The sequence below is a fragment of the Streptomyces sp. NPDC008139 genome (assembly GCF_042957025.1).
GTDB lineage: Bacteria > Actinomycetota > Actinomycetes > Streptomycetales > Streptomycetaceae > Actinacidiphila.
Genome location: NZ_JBIBHM010000001.1, coordinates 895,402 through 917,078, shown reverse-complemented (window position 1 = coordinate 917,078; position 21,677 = coordinate 895,402). Strand labels below are relative to the sequence as shown.

Genomic DNA, 21,677 nt, shown 5'->3' with positions numbered 1-21,677 from the left:
GGGCCCGGTCCGCGCCCCGCGCCAACGCCGGAATCATCACCTCCGCATCGACTGTTCGCCGTCTCGTCCCGGTCCTGTTCCCGCCCGGTTCCTGTCCAGAGGGGCCAAAGGTGTGCAGTGCATTTGTACGAAGACGTCTCCTGACAGGCACCCGTGAGCGAGCGATAGCCTTGCGGCGTGATCAACGTTGATCAGTTCATCAGGGGCCACCGCGTGCGTACGGGCACGGCGGACCTCTCTTCCGGCATAGCGTCGTCCCGTAGCGGATACCCCGCGTCACGTGACGTCCTGCCATCACCCGACGTCACGCAATGGCGCGCGACAGGAGTCAGAGGACATGCAGACCAAGCTGGACGAAGCCAAGGCCGAACTGCTGGAACGAGCAGCCAAGGTCGCTGAGAACAGCCAGACGGGGGGACTACCCGGCCAGGGCCGCGACACAGAGGCGCTGACGGCGTTCCTCCGGGGTTACTACCTGCACAGCGCACCCGAGGACCTCAACGACCGCAATCCGGTCGACGTCTTCGGCGCGGCAGTCTCCCACTACCGGCTCGCGGAGGTACGCCCGCAGGGCAGTGCCAGCGTTCGGGTGCACACCCCCACCGTCGAGGAGAACGGCTGGCAGTCCAGCCACACCGTCGTCCAGGTCGTGACCGACGACATGCCCTTCCTCGTCGACTCGGTCACCAACGCGCTCACCCAGGCCGACCGCGGCATCCACGTCGTCTTCCACCCGCAGTTCCTGGTCCGCCGCGACGTGACCGGCAAGCTGCTGGAGGTCGTCGCCCCGGGGTGCGGACCCGAGGACGGCTCGCTCCCGCACGACGTGCTGGTCGAGTCCTGGATCCACGTCGAGATCGACCGCGAGACCGACCGCGCCGACCTCAAGGAGATCACCGCGGACCTGCGCCGCGTGCTCTCCGACGTCCGCGAGTCCGTCGAGGACTGGGCGAAGATGCGCGAGTCCACCAAGCGCATCGCCGACGAGCTGTCCGCGACCCCGCCGCCGCTGCCCGAGCGCGAGGTCAGCGAGGCCGTCGAGCTGCTGCGCTGGCTCAACGACGACCACTTCACCTTCCTCGGCTACCGCGAGTACGAGCTGACCACCGACACCGAGCCGGACGGCTCCGCCGAGGACGTGCTGGTCGCCGTCCCCGGCACCGGTCTCGGCATCCTGCGCTCCGACCCGGTGCACCCCGGCACCGACGGCACCGACCCGGGCCACCACACCCACCTCGGGCACCCCGGCTCCCCGTCGTTCAGCAGGCTGCCCGCCGACGCCCGCGCCAAGGCCCGCGAACACCGGCTGCTGATCCTCACCAAGGCCAACAGCCGCTCCACCGTGCACCGGCCCTCGTATCTGGACTACGTCGGCGTGAAGAAGTTCGACGCCGAGGGCAATGTGATCGGCGAGCGCCGCTTCCTCGGCCTGTTCTCCTCCACCGCCTACACCGAGTCGATCCGCCGGGTCCCGGTGGTCCGCCGCAAGGTCGAGGAAGTCCTCGAAGGCGCCGGCTTCACCGCCCACAGCCACGACGGCCGCGACCTGCTCCAGATCCTGGAGACGTACCCGCGCGACGAGCTGTTCCAGACCCCCGCCGACGAGCTGCGGTCCATCGCCACCAGCGTGCTGTACCTCCAGGAGCGCCGGAAGCTGCGGCTGTTCCTGCGGCAGGACGAGTACGGCCGCTACTACTCGGCGCTGGTCTACCTGCCGCGCGACCGCTACACCACGGCGGTACGGCTGCGCCTGACCAACATCCTCCAGGACGAACTGGGCGGCCGAAGCGCCGACTTCACCGCCTGGAACACCGAATCGGTCCTGTCCCGGCTGCACTTCGTGATCCGCGTCGAACCCGGCGCGCCGCTGCCCGACATCACCGACGCCGACGTCGAGCGGATCGAGAGCCGCCTCTCCGACGCCACCCGCTCCTGGGCCGACGGCTTCGGCGAGGCGCTGACCGCCGAGTGCGGCGAGGAGCGCGCGGCCGAGCTGATCCGGCGGTACGCGCACGCGTTCCCCGACGGCTACCGCGCCGACTTCGCACCGCGCGTCGCCGTCGCCGACCTCCAGCACATCGAGGGCCTGGGCGCCGACGACTTCACCCTCAGCCTGTACGAGCCGGTCGGCGGCGCCAGCGACGAGCGCCGCTTCAAGATCTACCGCACCGGCGCGCCCGTCTCGCTGTCCGCCGTCCTGCCGGTGCTCCAGCGGCTCGGCGTCGAGGTCGTCGACGAGCGGCCGTACGAACTGCGCCGCTCGGACCAGACCCGCGCCTGGGTCTACGACTTCGGGCTGCGCCTGGACCCCAGCCTCGGCGACCTCGGCGACGACGCCCGCGAGCGGTTCCAGGCGGCCTTCGCCGCGACCTGGACCGGCAAGGCGGAGAACGACGGCTTCAACTCCCTGGTGCTGCGCGCCGGTCTGGAGTGGCGCGAGGCGATGGTGCTGCGCGCGTACGCCAAGTACCTGCGGCAGGCCGGGTCCACCTTCAGCCAGGACTACATGGAGGACACCCTCCGTACCAACGTCCACACCACCCGGCTGCTGGTCAACCTCTTCCAGGCCCGCTTCTCGCCGGACCACCAGCGGGCCGGCAGCGAGCTGACCGACGGGCTGCTGGAGGAGCTGGACGGCGCGCTCGACCAGGTCGCCAGCCTCGACGAGGACCGCATCCTGCGGGCCTTCCTCACCCTGATCAAGGCGACGCTGCGCACCAACTACTTCCAGCGCCGCGACGACGGGCAGCCGCACGACTACCTGTCGATGAAGTTCGACCCGCAGGCCATCCCCGAACTGCCCGCGCCCCGCCCGGCGTTCGAGATCTGGGTGTACTCCCCGAGGGTCGAGGGCGTCCACCTGCGGTTCGGCAAGGTCGCCCGCGGCGGTCTGCGCTGGTCCGACCGGCGCGAGGACTTCCGTACCGAGGTGCTGGGCCTGGTCAAGGCGCAGATGGTGAAGAACACCGTCATCGTGCCGGTCGGCGCGAAGGGCGGCTTCGTCGGCAAGCGGCTGCCCGACCCGGCCGCCGACCGCGACGCCTGGCTGGCCGAGGGCATCGCCTCGTACAAGACGTTCATCTCCGGCCTGCTCGACATCACCGACAATCTCGTCGGCGGCGAGGTCGTGCCGCCGACGGACGTGGTCAGGCACGACGAGGACGACACATATCTGGTCGTCGCCGCGGACAAGGGCACCGCGTCGTTCTCCGACATCGCCAACGAGGTCGCGGTGTCGTACGGCTTCTGGCTCGGCGACGCCTTCGCCTCCGGCGGCTCGGTCGGCTACGACCACAAGAAGATGGCCATCACCTCCAGCGGCGCCTGGGAGTCGGTGAAGCGGCACTTCCGCGAGATGGGCGTCAACACCCAGGAAGAGGACTTCACCGTCGTCGGCATCGGCGACATGTCGGGTGACGTGTTCGGCAACGGCATGCTGCTGTCGGAGCACATCCGGCTGGTCGCGGCCTTCGACCACCGGCACATCTTCCTCGACCCGAAGCCGGACGCGGCCACCTCCTACGCCGAGCGGCGCCGCATCTTCGAGCTGCCACGCAGCAGTTGGGCCGACTACGACACCAAACTGCTGTCGTCGGGCGGCGGGATCTTCCCCCGTACCGCCAAGGCGATCCCGCTCAACGCGCAGATCCGCAAGGCGCTCGGCATCGAGACCGCCACCGCGAAGATCACCCCCGCCGAGCTGATGAAGGCGATCCTCCAGGCCCCGGTGGACCTGCTGTGGAACGGCGGCATCGGCACCTACGTCAAGGCGTCCACCGAGTCGCAGGCCGACGTCGGCGACAAGGCCAACGACGCGATCCGGATCGACGGTGCGGAACTGCGGGTCAAGGTCGTCGGCGAGGGCGGCAATCTGGGCTTCACGCAGCTCGGCCGGATCGAATTCGCCCTGAACGGCGGCCCGGAGGGGACCGGCGGCCACATCAACACCGACGCGATCGACAACAGCGCGGGTGTGGACGCCTCGGACCACGAGGTCAACATCAAGATCCTGCTCAACAGCGTCGTCACCGAAGGGGACATGACCGTCAAGCAGCGCAATTCGCTGCTCGCGGAGATGACCCACGAGGTCGGCGACCTGGTGCTGCGCAACAACTACGCGCAGAACGTCTCGCTCGCCAACAGCATGGAACAGGCCCCGAGTCTGCTCCACGCCCACCAGCGGTTCATCCGCCGCCTGGTGCGCGACGGCCACCTGGACCGGGCGCTGGAGTTCCTGCCGACCGACCGGCAGATCCGCGAGCGGCTGGCGGCCGGACAGGGCCTGACGCAGCCGGAGTTGGCGGTGATCCTCGCCTACGCCAAGATCACCACGGCCGAGGAACTGGTCCACACCGAGCTGCCCGACGACCCGTACCTGCGCTCCCTGCTGCACGCGTACTTCCCCGTGCCGCTGCGGGAGCGCTTCGAGCGGCAGATCGACAACCACGCGCTGCACCGCGAGATCATCACGACCGTCCTGGTCAACGACACGGTGAACTCCGGCGGCACGACCTTCCTGCACCGCTTCCGCGAGGAGATCGGCGCCACCACGGAGGAGATCGTGCGGGCCCACACGGCCGCCCGCGCGATCTTCGGTCTCGCCGAGATCTGGGACGCGGTGGAGGCGCTGGACAACATCGTCGCCGCCGACGTGCAGACCCGGATCAGGCTGCACTCGCGGCGGCTGGTCGAGCGCGCCACCCGCTGGCTGCTCAACAACCGGCTCCAGCCGCTCCAGATCGCCGAGACCATCGACTTCTTCGCCGAGGGCGTCGCCGCGGTCTGGTCCCACCAGCCCAAGCTGCTGCGCGGCGCGGACGCGGACTGGTACCAGTCGCTGCGCGGCGAGCTGACCGCGGCGGGGGTGCCGGACGAACTGGCCACCCGGGTCGCCGGATTCTCCGCGGCCTTCCCGGCGCTCGACATCGTCGATGTCGCGGGCCGCACCGGCAAGGAGCCGCTGGACGTCGCCGAGGTCTACTTCGACCTCGCCGACCGGCTGGGGATCACGCAGCTCCTGGACCGGATCATCCTGCTGCCGCGCGCCGACCGCTGGCAGTCCATGGCCCGCGCCGCCATCCGCGAGGACCTCTTCGCGGCCCACGCGGCACTCACCGCCGACGTGCTGACGGCGGGCCCCGAAGGGTCCACGCCCGAGCAGCGCTACACGGCGTGGGAGGAGCAGAACGCGGGGCTGATCGGCCGCGCCCGCACCACCCTCGAGGAGATCCAGGGCGCCGAGGAGTTCGACCTGGCGAGCCTGTCGGTGGCGATGCGGACCTTCCGTACGCTGCTGCGCACACACCGCTGAGCCGCACACACCGCTGAGCCGTACGGTCGCGGCGGTACGGCTGAACGCGGGCCCGGTGGGCGGCACTTGTGCGCAAGTGCCGCCCGCCGGGCCCAACCGCGCTACGGCGTGGGCGCGTCCGGCATCTTCCACACCGTCAGCAGCGTGGAGTACGTCGGCATCGGGTCGGTCATCATGTTGCCGGACGGCGTGACGGCGGTGACCTTCAGCATGGCCAGATTGCCCTCCGAGGTCACCGTGCACAGCACCGTGCCCTTGGAGATGTACGTGTCCTTGGCGAGGTCGTCCCGGTAGATCTCGCCGGACAGCGCGTCGGCGCCGACCCCGTTCCTGCACGCCTGGTAGTCGGTGCCGTCGGCCCGGCCGAAGGTGGTGAGGAACCGCATGCTGCCGCCGGCCCAGTCCTGGTACTCGATCTCGTAGCCGTCGGTGTCGCCGATCTGGCCGTTCGGCTCGACCCTCGCGCTGTCCAGGTCCACATGCGTGCCGTGGTTCCAGGCGGGCGAGCGGATGGTGAACTTGCGGTCCTGGAAGAGGACTTGCGGCTGACCGCCGCCGGGCGTCCCCGGGTCGGCCGAGGAGCCGCCGGGGGAGCCGGTCGGGGCGGTGCTCGCGGGGCCGGTGGTCGGAGCGGCAGCGGGGGACTGGGAGGTGGAGGTGCCGGGGCCGCCGCCGAGCGGTGACTTGCCCTGCGCGCGCTTGTCGTCGCTCTTGCCGTCGGAGTGGGTGAAGGCGTAGGTGAGCGTCACCGCGAGGATCACGGCCAGGACGCTGCCGCCGATGGCCATCACCTTCTGCATCCGGCCGCTGGGTACCCGGCTCTGCCCGTCGTGCCCGCTCCCGCTCCCGTCGTGCCCCTCGTGCCCGTTTCCGGGACCGCGCCCGTGCCCGTTTCCGCGACCGCTCTCGGGACCGCTCCCGTCGCCGTGGCCGGTGGCTCCGTGGGCGCCGGTCGCGGGGCCGTCCACATTCGTCGGCCCGAACATGCCCGAGGTGTACGGGCCTGACGCGTACGGACCCGGCGCGTACGGGCCCGGCGCGTACGGGCCGGAGGGCGCGGCACCCGTCCCGGCGGGCGGTGCGACCCGCGGCGCCCCCTGCGGCATCGCGGGCGGTACGGCGGGCGCCGGTATGTGCGGCGGCGCGGCGGGCGCGGCAGGCGGTGCCGGGGCCGGCGGCAGGGCCGCGGCGGCCTCCCGCCGGGCTATCTCGGCCGCGAGCGGCTGCGGCAGCCAGCCGCTGAAGTCCCGCAGCGGGCGGCCCGCGCCGCGCTCGCACAGCTCGGCCAGCTCCGCGGGGGTGGGCCGGGCCGCCGGGTCCGCGGTCAGGCAGCGCTCCAGGACGGTCCGCAGCTCGTCGGGGTAACCGGACAGGTCGGGCGGCCGGACGGCGGTGTTGGCTATCTGCGTGGCGAGCGTGATCGCGCCCGCCGTGCCGTACGGGTGCCGTCCGGTGGCGGCGACCGCGGCGATCAGGCCGAGCGAGAACAGGTCGGTGGCCGGGGTGAGTTCGTGCCCGTTGGCGTGCTCGGGCGACATGTACTGCGGGGTGCCGATCAGGCCGCCGCTGCGGGTGAGCTGCGTGGAGTCCGCCGCGCGCGCGATGCCGAAGTCGATCACCCAGGGGCCGCCCGCGCCGAGCAGCACATTGCTGGGCTTGAGGTCGCGGTGGATGACGCCCGCCGCGTGCACCGCGCGCAGCGCCTCCGCCGCGCAGCCGACCAGTTGCAGCGCGGTGGCCACCGGCAGCGCCCCGTACCGGGCGAGCGCGTCGTCCAGCGGCAGCCCCGGAATGTAACTGGTCGCCAGCCAGGGCTGGTTGCCGGTCGTGTCGTGGTCGACGACCGGCACCACGTGGTAACCCTGGACCCGGCGCGCGGACTGCACCTCCTGCTGGAAGCGCCGCCTGAACTCCTCGTCCTGCGCGTATTCGCGCCGGATCACCTTCAGCGCGACCGGCTGTCCGCCGCGGGTGTGCGAGAGGTAGACCGACCCCATCCCGCCCTCGCCGATCCGGGCCAGCAGCCGGTAACCGGCCACCTCGCGCGGGTCCTGCGGCTCCAACGCCTGCAACGGACTCCCGCCCTGACCCTGATCAGAACCCGGACCCGCACCCGGCACCGGACCCGCACCCGCACCCGGCACCGGGCCACCGCTCGAACTGCTGTCGTGACTGGAGATTTCAGGCACCCCCCGGTAGGCGAACGAGGCACGATGCTACCGGGGGTGTGTACGAGGCACGGACGTCGTATCGAACCCGCCGACGCCTCGGTGCCGTTCGGTGACATCACCCACCGAGGACGGCCCCGGGCCGGACGCGAGAACAGCCTCGGACCGCGCCCCGTATCCGCCTCACGACTCGCCCGGCGCCGGCGCCAGCCGCACGAGCCGGTCACCCGTCCTGGTTCCCGTCGCCACCAAGGTCCCGCCCGACGGCACCTTCTGATATTTGGTCAGCAGCAACCAGCCGACCCCGTACCGCCGTTGGACTGCGGCGCGCTGCGCCGCCGTCGACTTCGGGTCCAGATACGTGCGCACGGCGGCGAATCTGCGGTCGCGTTCGGCGGCCGGGGTGGACGGGTCGGGCCAGGTGGGGGCGACCAGGAAGAAGCCGTAGGCGGGCAGGACGTGCGTGGCGTAGTACCCGTCGGTGAGGACCACCGCGTCGGCGGGCATGCGGTCCGCGGCCCAGCCGTACCCCGGCCAGCGCACCGGGTGGTCGACGGTCACCGGCAGGAAGCGCTGCGGTACGACGGCGCCGATCTGCGCGGCCACGCCGAAGCAGAGCGCGACGGCGGCCAGGGGCGCGAGCACCGCGCGCAGCCGGGTCCACGGCGGGATCGAGGCCAGTTCCACGGCGAGCGCGAACTGCGGCGGCACGAGCAGCAGCGCGAAGACCCGCCCGTAGGTGTAGTGCCCGCTCACCCACCCGTAGGCGACGATCAGGCAGAAGGCGGCGAACATCAGGACCAGCGGGTCGCGGACGCGGCGCCGGGCGCGCAGTAGCAGCGGCGGCAGGCCGACGAGCGCCAGCCCGTACCACTGCCAGGGGTGGATGTAGAGCCGCTTGTGCACCGCGTCGACCGTGGTGTCACCGGCCAGCGAGAACACGTCGTAGTACGGCCACGCCACGGCCACCAGCAGCGCGAGCGCGCCCGCCAGCAGCCAGCGGGCCGTCACCCGCCGCGACCAGCCGCGCTGCCGGGCTGTCAGTACCGCCACGATCCCGACGGCCGCGGCCAGCGCGGTGATCGGGTGGATGAGGAGCAGCAGCCCGCAGGCCACGCCCAGCAGGGCGTAACCGGCCCAGCCGGTGGTACGGCGGCGCGCCAGCCGGTCGGTGAGCGCCCACAGGTGGAAGGTGACGCCGACCGCGAAGGCGCTCGGGTACGAGGCGCCGCGGGTCAGCGACCACACCCCGCAAAAGCCGCTCCACTCCTTGCCCTGCACGCCCCACAGCAGGGTGAAGGCCAGCAGCGCGTAGACCGGCGCCATCGGTCGTCTGCTCAGCGTCCGCGCGTACACGCCGACGCCGGTGACCAGCACCGCGAGATTCACCGGGCCGCACCAGCGCACGACCTCCCGCCCGGCGGCGCCGGTGGCCCGCGCGATCAGGCCGAGCGCCACGATGTACGGCGAGAAGTACGGGCTGCCGGCGCCCGGCAGGTCGAGCAGCGGATTGGCCGGGTGCCGCCAGTCGGCCTTGACCCGCTCCACCGCCGAGGCGTGCTGCCCGAAGTCCGAGGCGATCGGCGTACGCCAGGCCACCGCGGCGACCACCAGCCAGAAGAGCGTCCCGACGACGGCGTACGGCGTCACCCGCCAGGCCCGCGCCCGCTCCAGCAGCCGGGCGGGCAGACCGGCCCGCCCGGCCGCGACCGCGGCGCCGTCGGCCGTACCGGCCCCCGGCTCGTCGCCCGCGCCGTCGCCCGCGGTGACCTCTCCGGTCGTCAGTGACGGCAAGGCACGGCCTTGAGGAGGGCGCGGTCGTGCGGCCGCGGTGGGTGTGCGGCGGGGACCAATTGGCTCGATGTCATGACAAACTCCGTGTTCCGGCGGCGGTTCGGTCAGGGTGTCAGGGGGTCAGCCAGCATCAGGTCCGCCACGCGGGCGGCGGCACCTCCGTCGTCCAGGTGGCAGAAGGCGGCGCGGAAGGCCGTGTAGGCGTCGGCGCGGCCCCGGACGGCGGCCTCCGGGTCGCGCAGCGCGGCGGTCAGCTCGTCCGTGGTGCGCAGCAGCGGCCCCGGCGCCTGGGCCTCGTAGTCGAAGGTGAAGCCGCGCAGCGTGTCGCGGTAGTGCGGCAGGTCGGGCGTGAACAGCAGCACCGGGCGGCCGGTGACCGCGAAGTCGGCGAGCACCGAGGAGTAGTCGGTGACCAGCACGTCGGCGACGAGCAGCAGCTCCGCGAGGTCGGGGTGGGCGGAGACGTCCCGCACGAAGCCGCCGGGCACCGCCGGGAGGGTGTCGGCGACCAGCGGGTGCGAGCGGACCAGCAGCACATGGCTGGTGGTCAGCTCCGCCGCCATCGCCGCCAGGTCGAGCGGCAGGTGCAGCCGGGCGTGCTCGGCGTCGTACGCCTCGTCGTCGCGGACCGTCGGCGCGTACAGCACGACCGTGCGCCCGGGCGGCAGGCCGAGCCTGGCCCGTACCTCCTCGCGCACCTTGTCGCGGTCCTCGCCGCTGAGCAGGTCGGTGCGGGGCAGCCCGGTCTCGGCGACCTCGCCGTCGAAGTCGAGGGCGCGGCGCAGGGCCGGGGTGCTCTGCGAGTTGGGGGAGAGCAGCACGCTCCACTGGTGGCCGAGGCTCGGTTGCGGCCACATGTGGGTGAGGTCGGCGCACAGCGTGCCCGCCAGGTCCTGGCCGATCCGCTTCACGGGCGCGCCGTGCCAGGTCTGGACGACCCGCTGGCCCTCGCGGCGGCGGAACCACGCGGGCAGATGCGTGTTGGTCACCACATGGCGGCTGCGGGCCAGCGCCTCGTACCACTCGTCGCTGCCGCGCAGCACCGCGCGGGCGGTCGCGGGCACCGCCACGGTGTGGTCGCGCACCACCCACACATGGTCGAACGGGACGCCCCTGCGCACCAGTTCGTCGTGGACGGCGCGCGGCGAGTCCGCGCAGTCGCGGCCGTCGAAGCTGCTGTAGAGGACGGTGTCGGTCAACGGGCGGCGCAGCAGCACCGGATAGCGCCGCTCGCGCAGCATCCGCTGCCGGTACGGGCCGCGGTCCGCCGCGGGCACGGGCGATCCGGCCGCCACGAACAGGTGGTCGTGGAACCGCCGGTCGACCGTCACCGGCCGCGCGCCCGGCGCCGCCGGGAGCCGCAGCGGCAGCTCGGCGAACGCCTCCCGCGCGATCCGCACCGGGGCGTCGCCGCCGTCCGCCGCCCGCAGGTGCAGATACCAGCGCCCGGCGTGCGGCAGCGCCGACACGTCCAGCGCGGCGCTGAACCGGCGTACGGGGCCGACCGGGCCCCGCCCCGTGGCTCCCTCCGCCCCGACCGGGGCGTCGTCCCCCGTTGCCGTAGCGGCGCCCGCAGCCCCCACGGCGCCCGCCGCCCCCACGGCCCCCGCCGCCGCCTCGGCGGCAGCGGAGTCCGCGCCCTTGGCCGCCAGCGTCACCTCGACGCCGACCTCGGCCGCGTACGTGCCGTGCCGCAGGACCAGCCGGGCCGGGGGCGGGGTGTCGGCGGGGAGTTCACCGGTGACCAGGAGGGTGCCGTTGGTGGCGCGCGCCACATGGGTGGCCAGCGGCTGGGGCGTACGGTCGCGCAGCAGCAGATTGCCCGCCGCGGTGGCGTCGACGACCAGCTCGCGCCGGGCCCCGGCCAGCAGCGCGTCGCCGCCGAGGTCGTAACGCCCCTGCGGCAGCGGCCGGTCGGCGGCGATCCGCGCGGTGCCGCCGTCGGCGAAGACCGCCTCGAACGACCAGGCCGCGGCCGTCTCCGGAGCGACCTCCTTGGGCAGCCCCTCGACGTCGGGCCGCGCCCCCGCGAGGTCGGCGAGGACCAGGCGCGCCGTCAGCCGCGTCCAGCCGTCGATGCCGGTGCTCTCCGCGTCGACGGTCAGCGGGTAGTCGAAGGCCGCGCCCGTCGTCTGCTGCGCGGCCCGCAGCGCGACCGGGGGCTTGCGGTCGCGGACGGCGATCTCGAAGACGACCGCGCCGTCGCCGTCCGCCCGGTGACCGGTGATCCGGCGGGTGACCGGCTCGACCGACAGGTGCAGCCGGCCGTCCTTGTACCAGGGCACGAGCCGGGTGTCGTCGTCCAGCGGGAAGGGGACGGGCGAGGACCCGGCACCCGCGTCGTCGGCGCGCGGCGCCGCCGGGCGGACCACCGAGCCCGCCGCCACGACGATCCCGAGCCGCCACTGCCCGGCCGTCCAGCCCTCCTTGCCCCGCAGCCGCTTGGGGTCGACGGTGATCTCGAAGCCGGACCAGTCGTACGAGTGCCGCTCCTGCGGTCCGCCGTCGGTCACTTCGGGGACCCGCACGGTACGCACCGGCAGCAGCAGCTTGCGGCGCCCGGACATCAGCACTGCCGTCTTGAGCGAGGTGCGGCGCGCGCCCGCGTCCACATTGCGCACATACGCGTGGCCCCGGAGGATCAACTTGCCGTCGCGCCAGTCCAGTTCGCTGAGCCGGGCGACGACCGGCAGGTCCTTCGTGCCGATGGCGGTCACCGCGCGCGGCAGCGGGACGGGCGAGCCGTCGCCGCGCACGACCACCGCGCGCTTGCGCAGCGGCGGCCCCGCGATGTCGAACACGGTGCGCCCGCCGTGCTGTTCGTGCGCAAGCACCTCCAGCAGGTCCGCCAGCCGCCCTTCCCTGATCAGCTCCCAGCGGATGCGCAGCTCGGCGGGCAGCGCGGGGAAGAGCGTCGGGTCGACGCGGCCGAGGTAGTCGCGGACGCGGTCGAGGAAGACCTGGTGGTATTCCGGTCCCGCCATCGGCAGGGCCTCGATGAAGTACAGCAGGTCGTCGGTGAGCACCGACCGGTCGTAGTCCCGCTTGTACTTGCTCCAGCGGGTGTTGGCCGGGTCGGCCAGGAACCGCGAGACCCCGTCGACGGCCGCGATCCGGTCGCGTACGCCCTTGACGTCGGTGCGGCGGCGGGTGATCGAGCCCTCGCGGATCCGCCAGTAGTAGACGTGCTCGTGCAGCACGTCCACGGCGTCGGCGAGGAAGTGCGCCGGGATGGTCAGCGGCGTGTCCTCGTACAGCACGCCCTCGGGGAAGGCCAGTTGGTGCTTGTCCCAGAAGGAGCGGCGGAAGACCTTGTTCCACGCCACGCGGTCGGACAGCAGGCCCAGGTCACGGGTGATGTGCGTGCGCCGCACGGTCTTGTCCATGCCCCGGTGCTGCCACGCCTGGCTGCGGCCCTGCGTGGTGAGCCGGTAGACGTTGCCGGTCGCGAAGTCGGAGCCCGACTGGTCGAGCAGGCCGACCAGCCTCTCGTACGCGCGCGGCGGCAGCACGTCGTCGCTGTCCACGAAGGTCAGGTACGACGTCTGCGGCGCCGCGTTCCGCGCCCCGGTGTTGCGGGCGTGGCCGAGGCCGCCGTTGGGCTGCGCGACCAGCCGGAAGCGCGGGTCGCGGTCGGCGAACGCCTGGGCCAGTTCAGGGCCCGAGTCCGTCGATCCGTCGTCGACCATCACCACATCGAGGTCGGTGAAGGTCTGCGCCGCGATCGACCGCAGGCACTCCTCCAGATACTGCTCCACGTTGTAGACGGGGACGACGACAGTGAGGCGGGGCGTCATGGCGGGCAACGGTCCTTCCGGGACGGCGACGGCATACGGATGACGGCACGCGCGCGACGGCACATGCACGACGGCATGCGAATGCCGTTCCTTCAACTCGTCGAAGGGCCTTCCGGTCACCGCGAGTGAGCCGAACGAGCGAAAGGGTGAACCGCCGCAGGGTGTCCGGTTGGTACGCTCGGACGCTATCCCGTACCGGTACGTCTCGATCTGTCCAGGATGGTCATGCCCCGAATCAGCGTCGTCGTCCCCGTCCACCGCGCACAGGGCTTCCTGCGCGCCTGTCTGGAGTCGGTGCTCGGGCAGTCCTTCACCGACGTCGAGGTCGTCGCCGTCGACGACGCCTCACCGGACGCGAGCGGCGCGATCATCGCCGAATTCGCCGCCGCGGACCCGCGGGTCAAGCCGCTGCGGCTGGACCGCACCGGCGGCACGGGACCGGCGCGCGACGCGGGCGCGGCCCTCGCGACCGGCGACTACCTGCTCTTCCTGGACGCCGACGACCTGATGACGCCCGGCACGCTGGCCGCCGCGGACGCCCGGCTGCGCGCCACCGGCGACCCCGATGTGCTGCTCTTCGACCACGAGCGCTTCACCGTCTGGGAGAACATCCAGGAGAGCGACGACGCCGACTTCCTCGGCGAGGCGGGCGACTCCGTCTTCACCGCGTCCGACCGCCCCGAATGCCTGGGCACCTACCCCGCGGTCTGGAACCGGCTGCTGCGCCGCGCCTTCTGGGAGGAGCGCGGCTTCCGCTTCGGCGAGGGCGCGTACGAGGACGTCGCCGTCGCCTCCCGCGTCCTGCTCGCCGCCTCCGGCATCGCGTGCCTGGACCGGGTCGGCGTGCGCTGGCGCAAGCGGCGCGGGATCAGCGTCGGCACCACGCCCGGCCGCCACCACCTGGCCGTACTCGACCGGTACGAGGCGCTGTTCGCCGAGATCGACGGCGGCGACGAGGCCGAGGACCGCAAGCGGGAGCAACGCGCCGCGCTGTACGGGCGGATGGCCGTCCTGCTCGCGGCCGTCGGCGAGGACGACTCGCCGCTGACGCCCGACGCCCGGCCGGAGTACGTCCGGCGCGCGGGACGGCTGCTGGGCCGCTATCGGCCCGCCGGCTGGACCGCGCCCGACAGCAACGAGGGCCGCTGGCTGCGGGCCGCGGGCACCGGCAGTTACGGCCGCTACCGCGCGGCGCTCGGCGGCCAGGCGTGGACGCGCAAGCTGGCCCGCCGGATGAGGGCACGCAAGAACGCGCTGGGCCGCGCGGCCTATCAGCGCTACTACCGGCTGCGGCTGCGCCGCCCGGTCGACCCCAACCTCGTGGTCTACGCGGCCTATTGGAACCGCGGGGTGTCCTGCAACCCCGCGGCCGTCTACTACAAGGCCCAGGAGATCGCCCCGCACCTGCGCGGGGTGTGGGTGGTCAACAAGAATGACCGCGAGGCGATGCCGCCCGGCGTCGACCACGTCGTGGTCAACTCCCGCCGCTACTGGGACGTGCTGGCCCGCGCCAAATACCTGGTGAACAACGCCAACTTCACCGGCCAGGTCGCCAAGCGCCCCGAGCAGGTCTACCTCCAGACCCACCACGGCACACCGCTCAAGCACATGGGCATGGACCTGCGCGCCCGCCCGGCCGTCGGCAAGGGCATGAGCTTCGGCCGCCTGCTCGACCACGCCGACCAGTGGGACTTCTCGCTGGCCGCCAACCAGCACTCCGCCGAGGTCTGGGAGCGGGTCTACCCCAGCGGCTACGAGACGCTGCCCAGCGGCTACCCGCGCAACGACGTGTTCCACACCGCGGGCGCCGACGAGGTCCGCCGCGCCCGCGAGAGCCTGGGCCTGGCACCCGGCACCACCGCGATCCTCTACGCGCCCACCCACCGCGACTACCAACGGACCTTCGTCGTTCCGCTCGACCTGGAACGGCTCTGCCGCGAACTCGGCCCCGGCTACACGCTGATGGTCCGCGCCCACTACTTCTACGGGCAGAACGACGCGCTCGAGGCGCTGCACGCGGCGGGCACCATCATGGACGTCTCGCAGCACCCGTCCGTCGAGGAACTGAGCCTCGCCTCCGACGCGTTGCTCTGCGACTTCTCCTCGCTGATGTTCGACTACGCCAACCTCGACCGGCCGATCGTCGTGCACGCCGCCGACTGGGAGGCGTACCGCGCCGCCCGCGGCGTCTACTTCGACCTGCTGTCCGGGCGGCACGGCGAGACGCCGGGCGTGGTGGCGGGCGACGAGGCGGGACTGGCCCGCGCCTTCCGTTCGGGGGCCTGGCGCGGCCCCGAGGCGGCGGCGCTGCGGGCCGCCTTCCGGCAGCGGTTCTGCGCGTACGACGACGGGCTCGCCGCCGAGCGCGTGGTGCGCCGGGTGCTGCTCGGCGAGCCCTCGCTGCTGCCGTACCGCCCGCTCCAGGACCGCCGTCCCGCCCCGGCCCCGGCCGGCGCGCGGGACGCGGACCCGACGGCGGGACCCGCGGGGGAGCGCCCGGCGGTCCCGCTCGGCTGAGCCGCTGGAGCCGCGGGAGCCGGCCGCTCGCCTGAGGCGCGGGAAGCGCGGGAGCCGCTGGAGCCGGCCGATGGCGTGAACCGCCCGGCCCGCGTGAGCGGCCCGACCGGGTGAACCGCCCGCGCCGCCGGGGCCCTTGGGGCCGCTACACGCTGCGCGGGTCGGGCCCCGAGGGCTCCAGCGGCGGCGGCCCGGACGGATCGGAGGCGTCCGCCGCGAGCGGGGCCAGCGCGCGGGCGCGGGACGGCGGCGGGGCCAGGTGCCGGTCCTCCGGCGGGATCACGGGCGGCAGCCCGCCGTCCTCGCGCAGGAACACCCGGCGCACGACGCGTTCGGCGGCGAGCCCGTCGTCGTAGGGACAGAACCGGCGCCGGAAGACGGCCCGCAGTTCGGCCGAACGCGGGCCGCGCCAGGCCCCCGTGGCGAGGATGTCGGTCAACTCGCCCTCGCTGCGCGCCACCAGACCCGGCGGGTGCGCGGTGATGTCGAAGTACGCGCCGCGGGTGGCCCGGTAGGTCTCCCAGTCCGCGGCGTGCAGCACGATCGGCCGGTCGAGGCCCGCGTAGTCGAACATCAGCGACGAGTAGTCGGTGATCAGGCCGTCCGAGGCCAGGCACAGCTCCTCCGCCGACGGGTGCCCTGACACGTCGATGACCCGCGGGTGCGGGGCCCGGTCGTCCAGACCGTCGCGCGGGTCGCCCGGCGGGTAGAAGTGGTGGGTCCGGCGCAGCAGCACCACGTCGGGACCGAGCGCGTCGGCCATCCGCGCCAGGTCGAGCGCGGGCCGGTAGCCGCGCTGGTAGTCGCGGTGCGTGGGCGCGTAGAGGAAGGCGGTGCTCTCGCGCGGGATGCCGAGTTCGTCGCGCAGCCGCAGTACGTCGCGCGCGGTGGCCCGGTGGAAGATGTCGGTGCGCGGCTGGCCGTACTCCAGGGCCGTGAAGCCCGACGGGTAGGCGCGCTCCCAGACCAGCGTGGAGTGGCGGCTCGCCGAGAGGCTGTAGTCCCAGCGGTCGACGTGCCGCAGCATCCGCTCGAAGTCGGTGGTGCCCGCGGCTGCCGGGTGCTCCTGGAGGTCGATGCCCATGTGCTTGAGCGGCGTGCCGTGGTGGGTCTGCACATTGATCTGGCCGGGCCGCTTGGCGTACCTGCGGTGGAAGTTGACGTTGCTGACCAGGTACGAGGCGCGGGCCAGCGCCGTCCAGTAGGCGGCGGAGCCCGGCTCCAGACGCCGTACGCCCGGCGGCAGGGTGTGCGCGTGCTCCGCGGTGGTCACCCACGCGGTCCGCATGTGCGGTGCCAGTTCCCGCAGCCGCTCCTCGACGGCCGCCGGATTGCAGGAGTAGCCGCGGTCCCAGTACGCGGAGAACACCGCCAGGTCCGGGTCGAGCGCGCGCCGCCGCTGCACCCGGTAGTGCGCGTGCAGCGCCGTCGTCCGCAGCCTGCCGTACAGCGCCCTCGCCCGCTGGGCGGCGCGCAGCCGCAGCCGGTGCGCCCGGCCGAGCGCCTGGAAGGTGCGCCGTGCGCCCAGCGCGACCAGCAGGTACCGCACCCCGCTGCGGCCGGTGGGACTGGCCCGGAAACCGCTCGGCCGCAGCCGCCGGTACTGGGCACGGCAGCGGCGGAAGTACTCGGGGCGCGACGAATTCGGCAGCCGGTCGGGGAAGTTGAAGACGGTGGTGAGGTGATCCAGTATCCGGCGGAAGAGCACCGGCCGCCACCGCTCCAGCTCCGGGTGGCTGTCGAGGAACGCGAACAGCAGGTCGTACTGCTTGAAGATGTCGAAGTGCCGCCGGCTGGTGGTGTGCAGGATGCCGCTGCCGCGCCGCTGCCGGTAGTGCACGCAGACCCGGTCGAGCAGCGCGATCGACCCGGCGGCCATCAGCACCGGGTACGTCCACGGGGTGTCCTCGTAGTAGCCCGAGGGGAAGGCGATGTCGGACTTCTCGATGAAGTCGCGGCGGTACGCCTTGTTCCAGGCCACCATGATCAGCCGCAGCAGCTCGGGCCGGTCGTCCAGCGTGCAGACCTCGGGGCCGGTCTCGCTGAGGATCGCCGCGAACTGATTGCGGTGGACGTCGCCGTTCCAGTACGTGCGGGCGTAGTCGAAGACCAGCACGTCCGGCTCGCCGGTCCGCTCGATCCGGGCGGCGACGGCCTCCAGCGAGCCGGGGACCATGGTGTCGTCGGAGTCGAGGAACAGGACGTAGTCGCCGGTGGCGCGGGCGAGACCCGCGTTGCGGGCCCGGCCGAGGCCGATGTTCTCCGGCAGGTGCAGCACCTCGACGCGGGCGTCCCTGGCCGCGAACGAGTCGGCGATGGCGCCGCTGCCGTCGGGGGAGCAGTCGTCCACGACGATCAGTTCGACATCGGCGAAGGACTGGTCGAGCACGGATTTCAGACAGGCGTGCAGATACGCCTGCACCTGGTAGACGGGGACGACGACGCTGAAGCGGGGCACAGCACATCCAGGTTCGACACGGGGGCGAGGGGCGCACGGGCGCCCATGGCTTTCGCGCGGAGTGCCCGTTATATCCAGGGAACGCGTGGCCGCGCCGCTGGTTACGCTCCGGCGCGTCGCGAGTCGCGGATCCGTACAAGTGCTTTGGTGATGATCGGCGGCAGGACGTTGACCAACAGACGGCGCGCCCGGGAGCGGCGCGGCGCGGGGGCGGCGGGGGAGGCGGCCGTCGGGGCCTGCGACTCGGGCCGCCCGGCGGGCTCCGCGGTCCGCGCGGCGGCGGATTCGGCGTGCGTCGCGGCCTGCGCCGCGGCCTGGTCAGGGGCCTGTGCGGCGGCGGGCGCGTGCCGGGACGGCGGCTGCGACGGCGACACCGTACGGTCCCGGTCGCCCTTGACCCGCAGCAGCGGCGCGCCCGCCACCGTCTGCACCTCGTGCCACAGGTCGGCCCGGCCCGACACGTACGCCAGCAGCTCCGCGCGGATCTCGGCCGGATCCCCCCAGGTGGCGTACATCTTGCTCTCGGTCACGCAGATCGCGTGCAGCCCGCCGGAGGTGACCGCCTGCCAGACGGCGGCGGCCACGCCGGGACAGTGCGCCGAGCGGTAGTCGTCCAGCGCCACCACGCCGTGCGGGTGCAGCAGCTCGCGCGAGGTCTCGATGTCGGCGTGCACGTGCTCGTACAGGTGCGAGGCGTCGATGTGCGCGAACCGGCACGACACCGGCTGGACCCGGTCCCTGACCGTCGAGGACAGGCCCTGGACGACCTCGGGCAGCTCGTCGTGGAAGGAGAGGTAATTGGCCTCGAACGAGTGACGGGTCAAGGTCGGGTACGACTTCTTCATCTCGGCGGAGTTGGCGATGTCCTCGGCCGGGGCGTCGAACAGGTCGCAGACGGTGAAGGTGTCGCCCTCGCGCAGGTAACTCCCCATGAAGATGGCGCTCTTGCCGAGATAGGCGCCCACCTCCAGCAGGTCGCCGGACTCGGTACGGCTGAGCTGCCGGGTCAGGAACCAGTCGAAGAGGACCTGGTCGACGGGGAAGAACCAGCCCTCGACCTGGGCCAGTTCGGTGGGCGCGGGAAGCCGGTCCTCGGCGGAGGTGAGGGTCATGGGGGGATGTCCGTTCGGTACGGGTGTGGGGGGCGTCAGTGTAAAGCGCCCGACGCCCCCCGTTTCGTACCGAATATTCCGCCGCCCCGCGCGTGCGCCGCTCCCTGGTGGCTCCCCGGCCGGCTCCTCGACGGCTGCTGGACGGCTACTTGACGGCGCCCGCCATCACACCGGACACGAACTGCCGCTGGAAGGCGAAGAAGACCACCAGCGGGACCACCATCGACACGAAGGCGCCGGGCGCCAGGATGTCGATGTTGTTGCCGAACTGCCGTACCTGCTGCTGGAGGGCGACCGTGATCGGCTGCGCGTCGCTGTTGGCGAAGATCAGCGCGACCAGCATGTCGTTCCACACCCACAGGAACTGGAAGATGCCCAGTGACGCGATGGCCGGGCCGCCCAGCGGCATGACCACCCGCACGAACAGCCGGATCTCGCCCGCGCCGTCCAGCCGCGCGGCCTCCAGCAGCTCGCGCGGGATCTCCGCGAAGAAGTTGCGGAGCAGGAAGATGGCGAAGGGCAGTCCGAACGCGGTGTGGAAGAGCACCACACCGGAGATGTCACCGAAGATCCCGATGTCGCCGAAGAGCCGCGCGACCGGGATCAGCGCCACCTGCACCGGCACCACCAGCATCGCCACCACGGCGATGAACCACCAGTCGCGGCCCGGGAACTCCATCCAGGCGAAGGCGTAACCGGCGAGCGAGCCGATCACCACGACCAGCAGCGTCGCGGGCACGGTGATCAGCGCGGTGTTCACCAGCGAGTCGGTGATCGCGTGATTGTCCAGCAGCGTGCGGTAGTTGGAGACCGTCAGTTCCGACGGCGAGGTGAAGACCTTCCACCAGCCGCTGGCCGAGATGTCGCTCGGCGTGCGCAGCGACGACAGCAGCAGCCCGATCGTCGGCATCAGCCAGAACAGCGCCACCACCAGCAGGAAGACCCGCACCAGGCCGCCGCTCGCGCGGGCCGCGATCCGCGCGGCCACACTCTCCTTCGGCCTCGGCGCGGCATCGGGCACCGCATCGCTCTTCGCCGCCTGGCCGCCCGTCTCAGGACCGCCCGCCATGGCGGCCGATTCCGCGCTCATCGCCGTCCCTCCCTGCGCAGCCGCCGGATGTTGAAGATCATGACCGGCAGGACCAGCAGCAGCAGGATCACACCGATCGCGCTGCCGACCCCCTGGTTGTCACCGCCGCCGAAGGACGACAGATAGAGCTGGAGGGCCAGGACGTTCGCGTCCGACTGGGTGCTGCCGGGCGCGATGATGTACACGAGGTCGAAGATCTTCAGCACATTGATCATCAGCGTGACCGTGACGACCACCAGGACCGGGGCCAGCAGCGGCACGGTGATCCGGCGGAACACCTGCCACTCGTTGGCGCCGTCCACCCGCGCCTGTTCCATCAGCTCCCGCGGCACCCCGGCCAGACCGGCCGCGATCAGCACCATCGCGAAGCCCGCCCACATCCAGATGTAGCTGCCGATGATCGACGGCGTGATCAGATTCGGGCCGAGCCAGTTGACGCCGTTGTACTTGCCGGAGAAGTTCGAGGCGGGCAGCCGCAGTTGGGCCCCGGCGGCGGACGCGGGCAGCTTGTACGTGCCGTCCTTCCCGGACTTCGCCGTCGCCACCACCTTGCCGTCCTTGACCGCCTGCACCTTCACACCGGACAGCGCCTTCTCGCCCGGATCGATCACACCGGGCTTCCCGGTGCCGCCGGGCCTGAAGTCCAGCCATACGGTGCCGGTCACCGAATCCGGCTGCGACGGCGCGGGCTTGGCGTCCACGGCGTTCGAGGGCAGCTTGTTCTGCGGGATGCCGATCAGCGGCAGATCCGCGGGGCTGCCCTGCTGGGCCGCGGACTTGGTGGTGAAGGAGCCGCCCGCGCTCGGCGCGAGATCGCCGCCGGGACGCGGCCGGGCGCCCGGATAGGCCGCGTTGTCGGTGAACGTGTCATGGACCGCGACCACCACGGCGTTCGCGACGCCGCGCCCCGGGTCCTGCTCGTACACCAGCCGGAAGATGATCCCGGCCGCCAGCATCGAGATGGCCATCGGCATGAAGATGACCAGCTTGAACGCCGTGCTCCAGCGCACCCGTTCGGTGAGCACGGCGAAGACCAGACCGAGGGCGGTCGCCACGGTCGGCGCGACCACCACCCAGATCGCGTTGTTGCGCACGGCGGTGAGGATGCCGTGGTCGGTGAAGACCGTGCCGAAGTTCTTCAGACCGACGAAGGCACTGCCGTCGGCGTCGAAGAGGCTGCGCTGGACGGTGTAGACGATCGGGTACACCACGAGCGCGCCCAGCAGGAGCAGGGCGGGCAGCAGGAAGAGCGCGGCCACCCAGGGACGGGTGCCCATCAGGCTCCTGCGGCGGCCCGGTCCCTTGGCGGGCGGGCCGGGCAGAGGGCCGGGCGGCGGGGGGGCCCCCCCCCCCGGGGGGCCCCCCCCCCCCCCCCCCGGGGGGGGGCGCCCCCCGGGGGCCCCCCCGCCGCGGCCCGCCCCCACGGCGGC

At 72.6% G+C, this 21,677-nt stretch carries 9 protein-coding genes; 2 read left to right on the top strand and 7 right to left on the bottom strand.

Annotated elements, in window-relative coordinates; genetic code table 11:
* The first annotated feature begins 337 nt into the window (after positions 1 to 337).
* Positions 338 to 5,311 (top strand): NAD-glutamate dehydrogenase domain-containing protein, encoded by a 4,974-nt coding sequence (locus ACFZBB_RS03815; protein WP_391117397.1) that lies wholly within the window; start codon positions 338 to 340, stop codon positions 5,309 to 5,311.
* 101 nt (positions 5,312 to 5,412) lie between these two features.
* Here ACFZBB_RS03815 and ACFZBB_RS03810 read toward each other — a convergent pair whose 3' ends face one another.
* From ACFZBB_RS03810 to ACFZBB_RS03800, 3 genes are all read right to left on the bottom strand, one after another.
* Positions 5,413 to 7,383: a protein kinase gene (locus ACFZBB_RS03810; RefSeq protein WP_391117395.1), complete on the bottom strand. Its 1,971-nt coding sequence runs from the start codon at positions 7,381 to 7,383 to the stop codon at positions 5,413 to 5,415.
* 279 nt (positions 7,384 to 7,662) lie between these two features.
* Entirely contained in the window at positions 7,663 to 9,273 is a 1,611-nt protein-coding gene (locus ACFZBB_RS03805; RefSeq protein ID WP_391117393.1) for a hypothetical protein, read from the bottom strand.
* Between the two features lie 104 nt (positions 9,274 to 9,377).
* On the bottom strand, positions 9,378 to 13,070 hold the full coding sequence (locus ACFZBB_RS03800) for a CDP-glycerol glycerophosphotransferase family protein (protein ID WP_391117391.1): 3,693 nt from the start codon (positions 13,068 to 13,070) through the stop codon (positions 9,378 to 9,380).
* 225 nt (positions 13,071 to 13,295) lie between these two features.
* Between ACFZBB_RS03800 and ACFZBB_RS03795 the strand changes: the two genes are divergently transcribed.
* The gene (locus ACFZBB_RS03795; RefSeq protein ID WP_391117389.1) at positions 13,296 to 15,587 is read left to right on the top strand and encodes a CDP-glycerol glycerophosphotransferase family protein; all 2,292 of its coding nucleotides are present in this window, start codon (positions 13,296 to 13,298) and stop codon (positions 15,585 to 15,587) included.
* A gap of 145 nt (positions 15,588 to 15,732) precedes the next feature.
* Here ACFZBB_RS03795 and ACFZBB_RS03790 read toward each other — a convergent pair whose 3' ends face one another.
* The 4 genes from ACFZBB_RS03790 to ACFZBB_RS03775 all read right to left on the bottom strand — a co-directional run bounded on the left by ACFZBB_RS03790 (position 15,733) and on the right by ACFZBB_RS03775 (position 21,524).
* Positions 15,733 to 18,045 carry a CDP-glycerol glycerophosphotransferase family protein gene (locus ACFZBB_RS03790; protein ID WP_391117387.1) on the bottom strand — a complete coding sequence of 771 codons (2,313 nt, stop codon included), beginning with the start codon at positions 18,043 to 18,045 and terminating at the stop codon, positions 15,733 to 15,735.
* Between the two features lie 101 nt (positions 18,046 to 18,146).
* A complete protein-coding gene (locus ACFZBB_RS03785; protein ID WP_391117385.1) occupies positions 18,147 to 19,157 on the bottom strand; it encodes a class I SAM-dependent methyltransferase in 1,011 nt (336 codons plus the stop codon).
* Between the two features lie 145 nt (positions 19,158 to 19,302).
* The gene (locus ACFZBB_RS03780; protein WP_391117383.1) at positions 19,303 to 20,247 is read right to left on the bottom strand and encodes an ABC transporter permease subunit; all 945 of its coding nucleotides are present in this window, start codon (positions 20,245 to 20,247) and stop codon (positions 19,303 to 19,305) included.
* Positions 20,244 to 21,524 carry an ABC transporter permease subunit gene (locus tag ACFZBB_RS03775; protein ID WP_391117381.1) on the bottom strand — a complete coding sequence of 427 codons (1,281 nt, stop codon included), beginning with the start codon at positions 21,522 to 21,524 and terminating at the stop codon, positions 20,244 to 20,246. The genes ACFZBB_RS03780 and ACFZBB_RS03775 overlap by 4 nt, the downstream gene beginning before the upstream one ends.
* Positions 21,525 to 21,677: the final 153 nt, after the last annotated feature.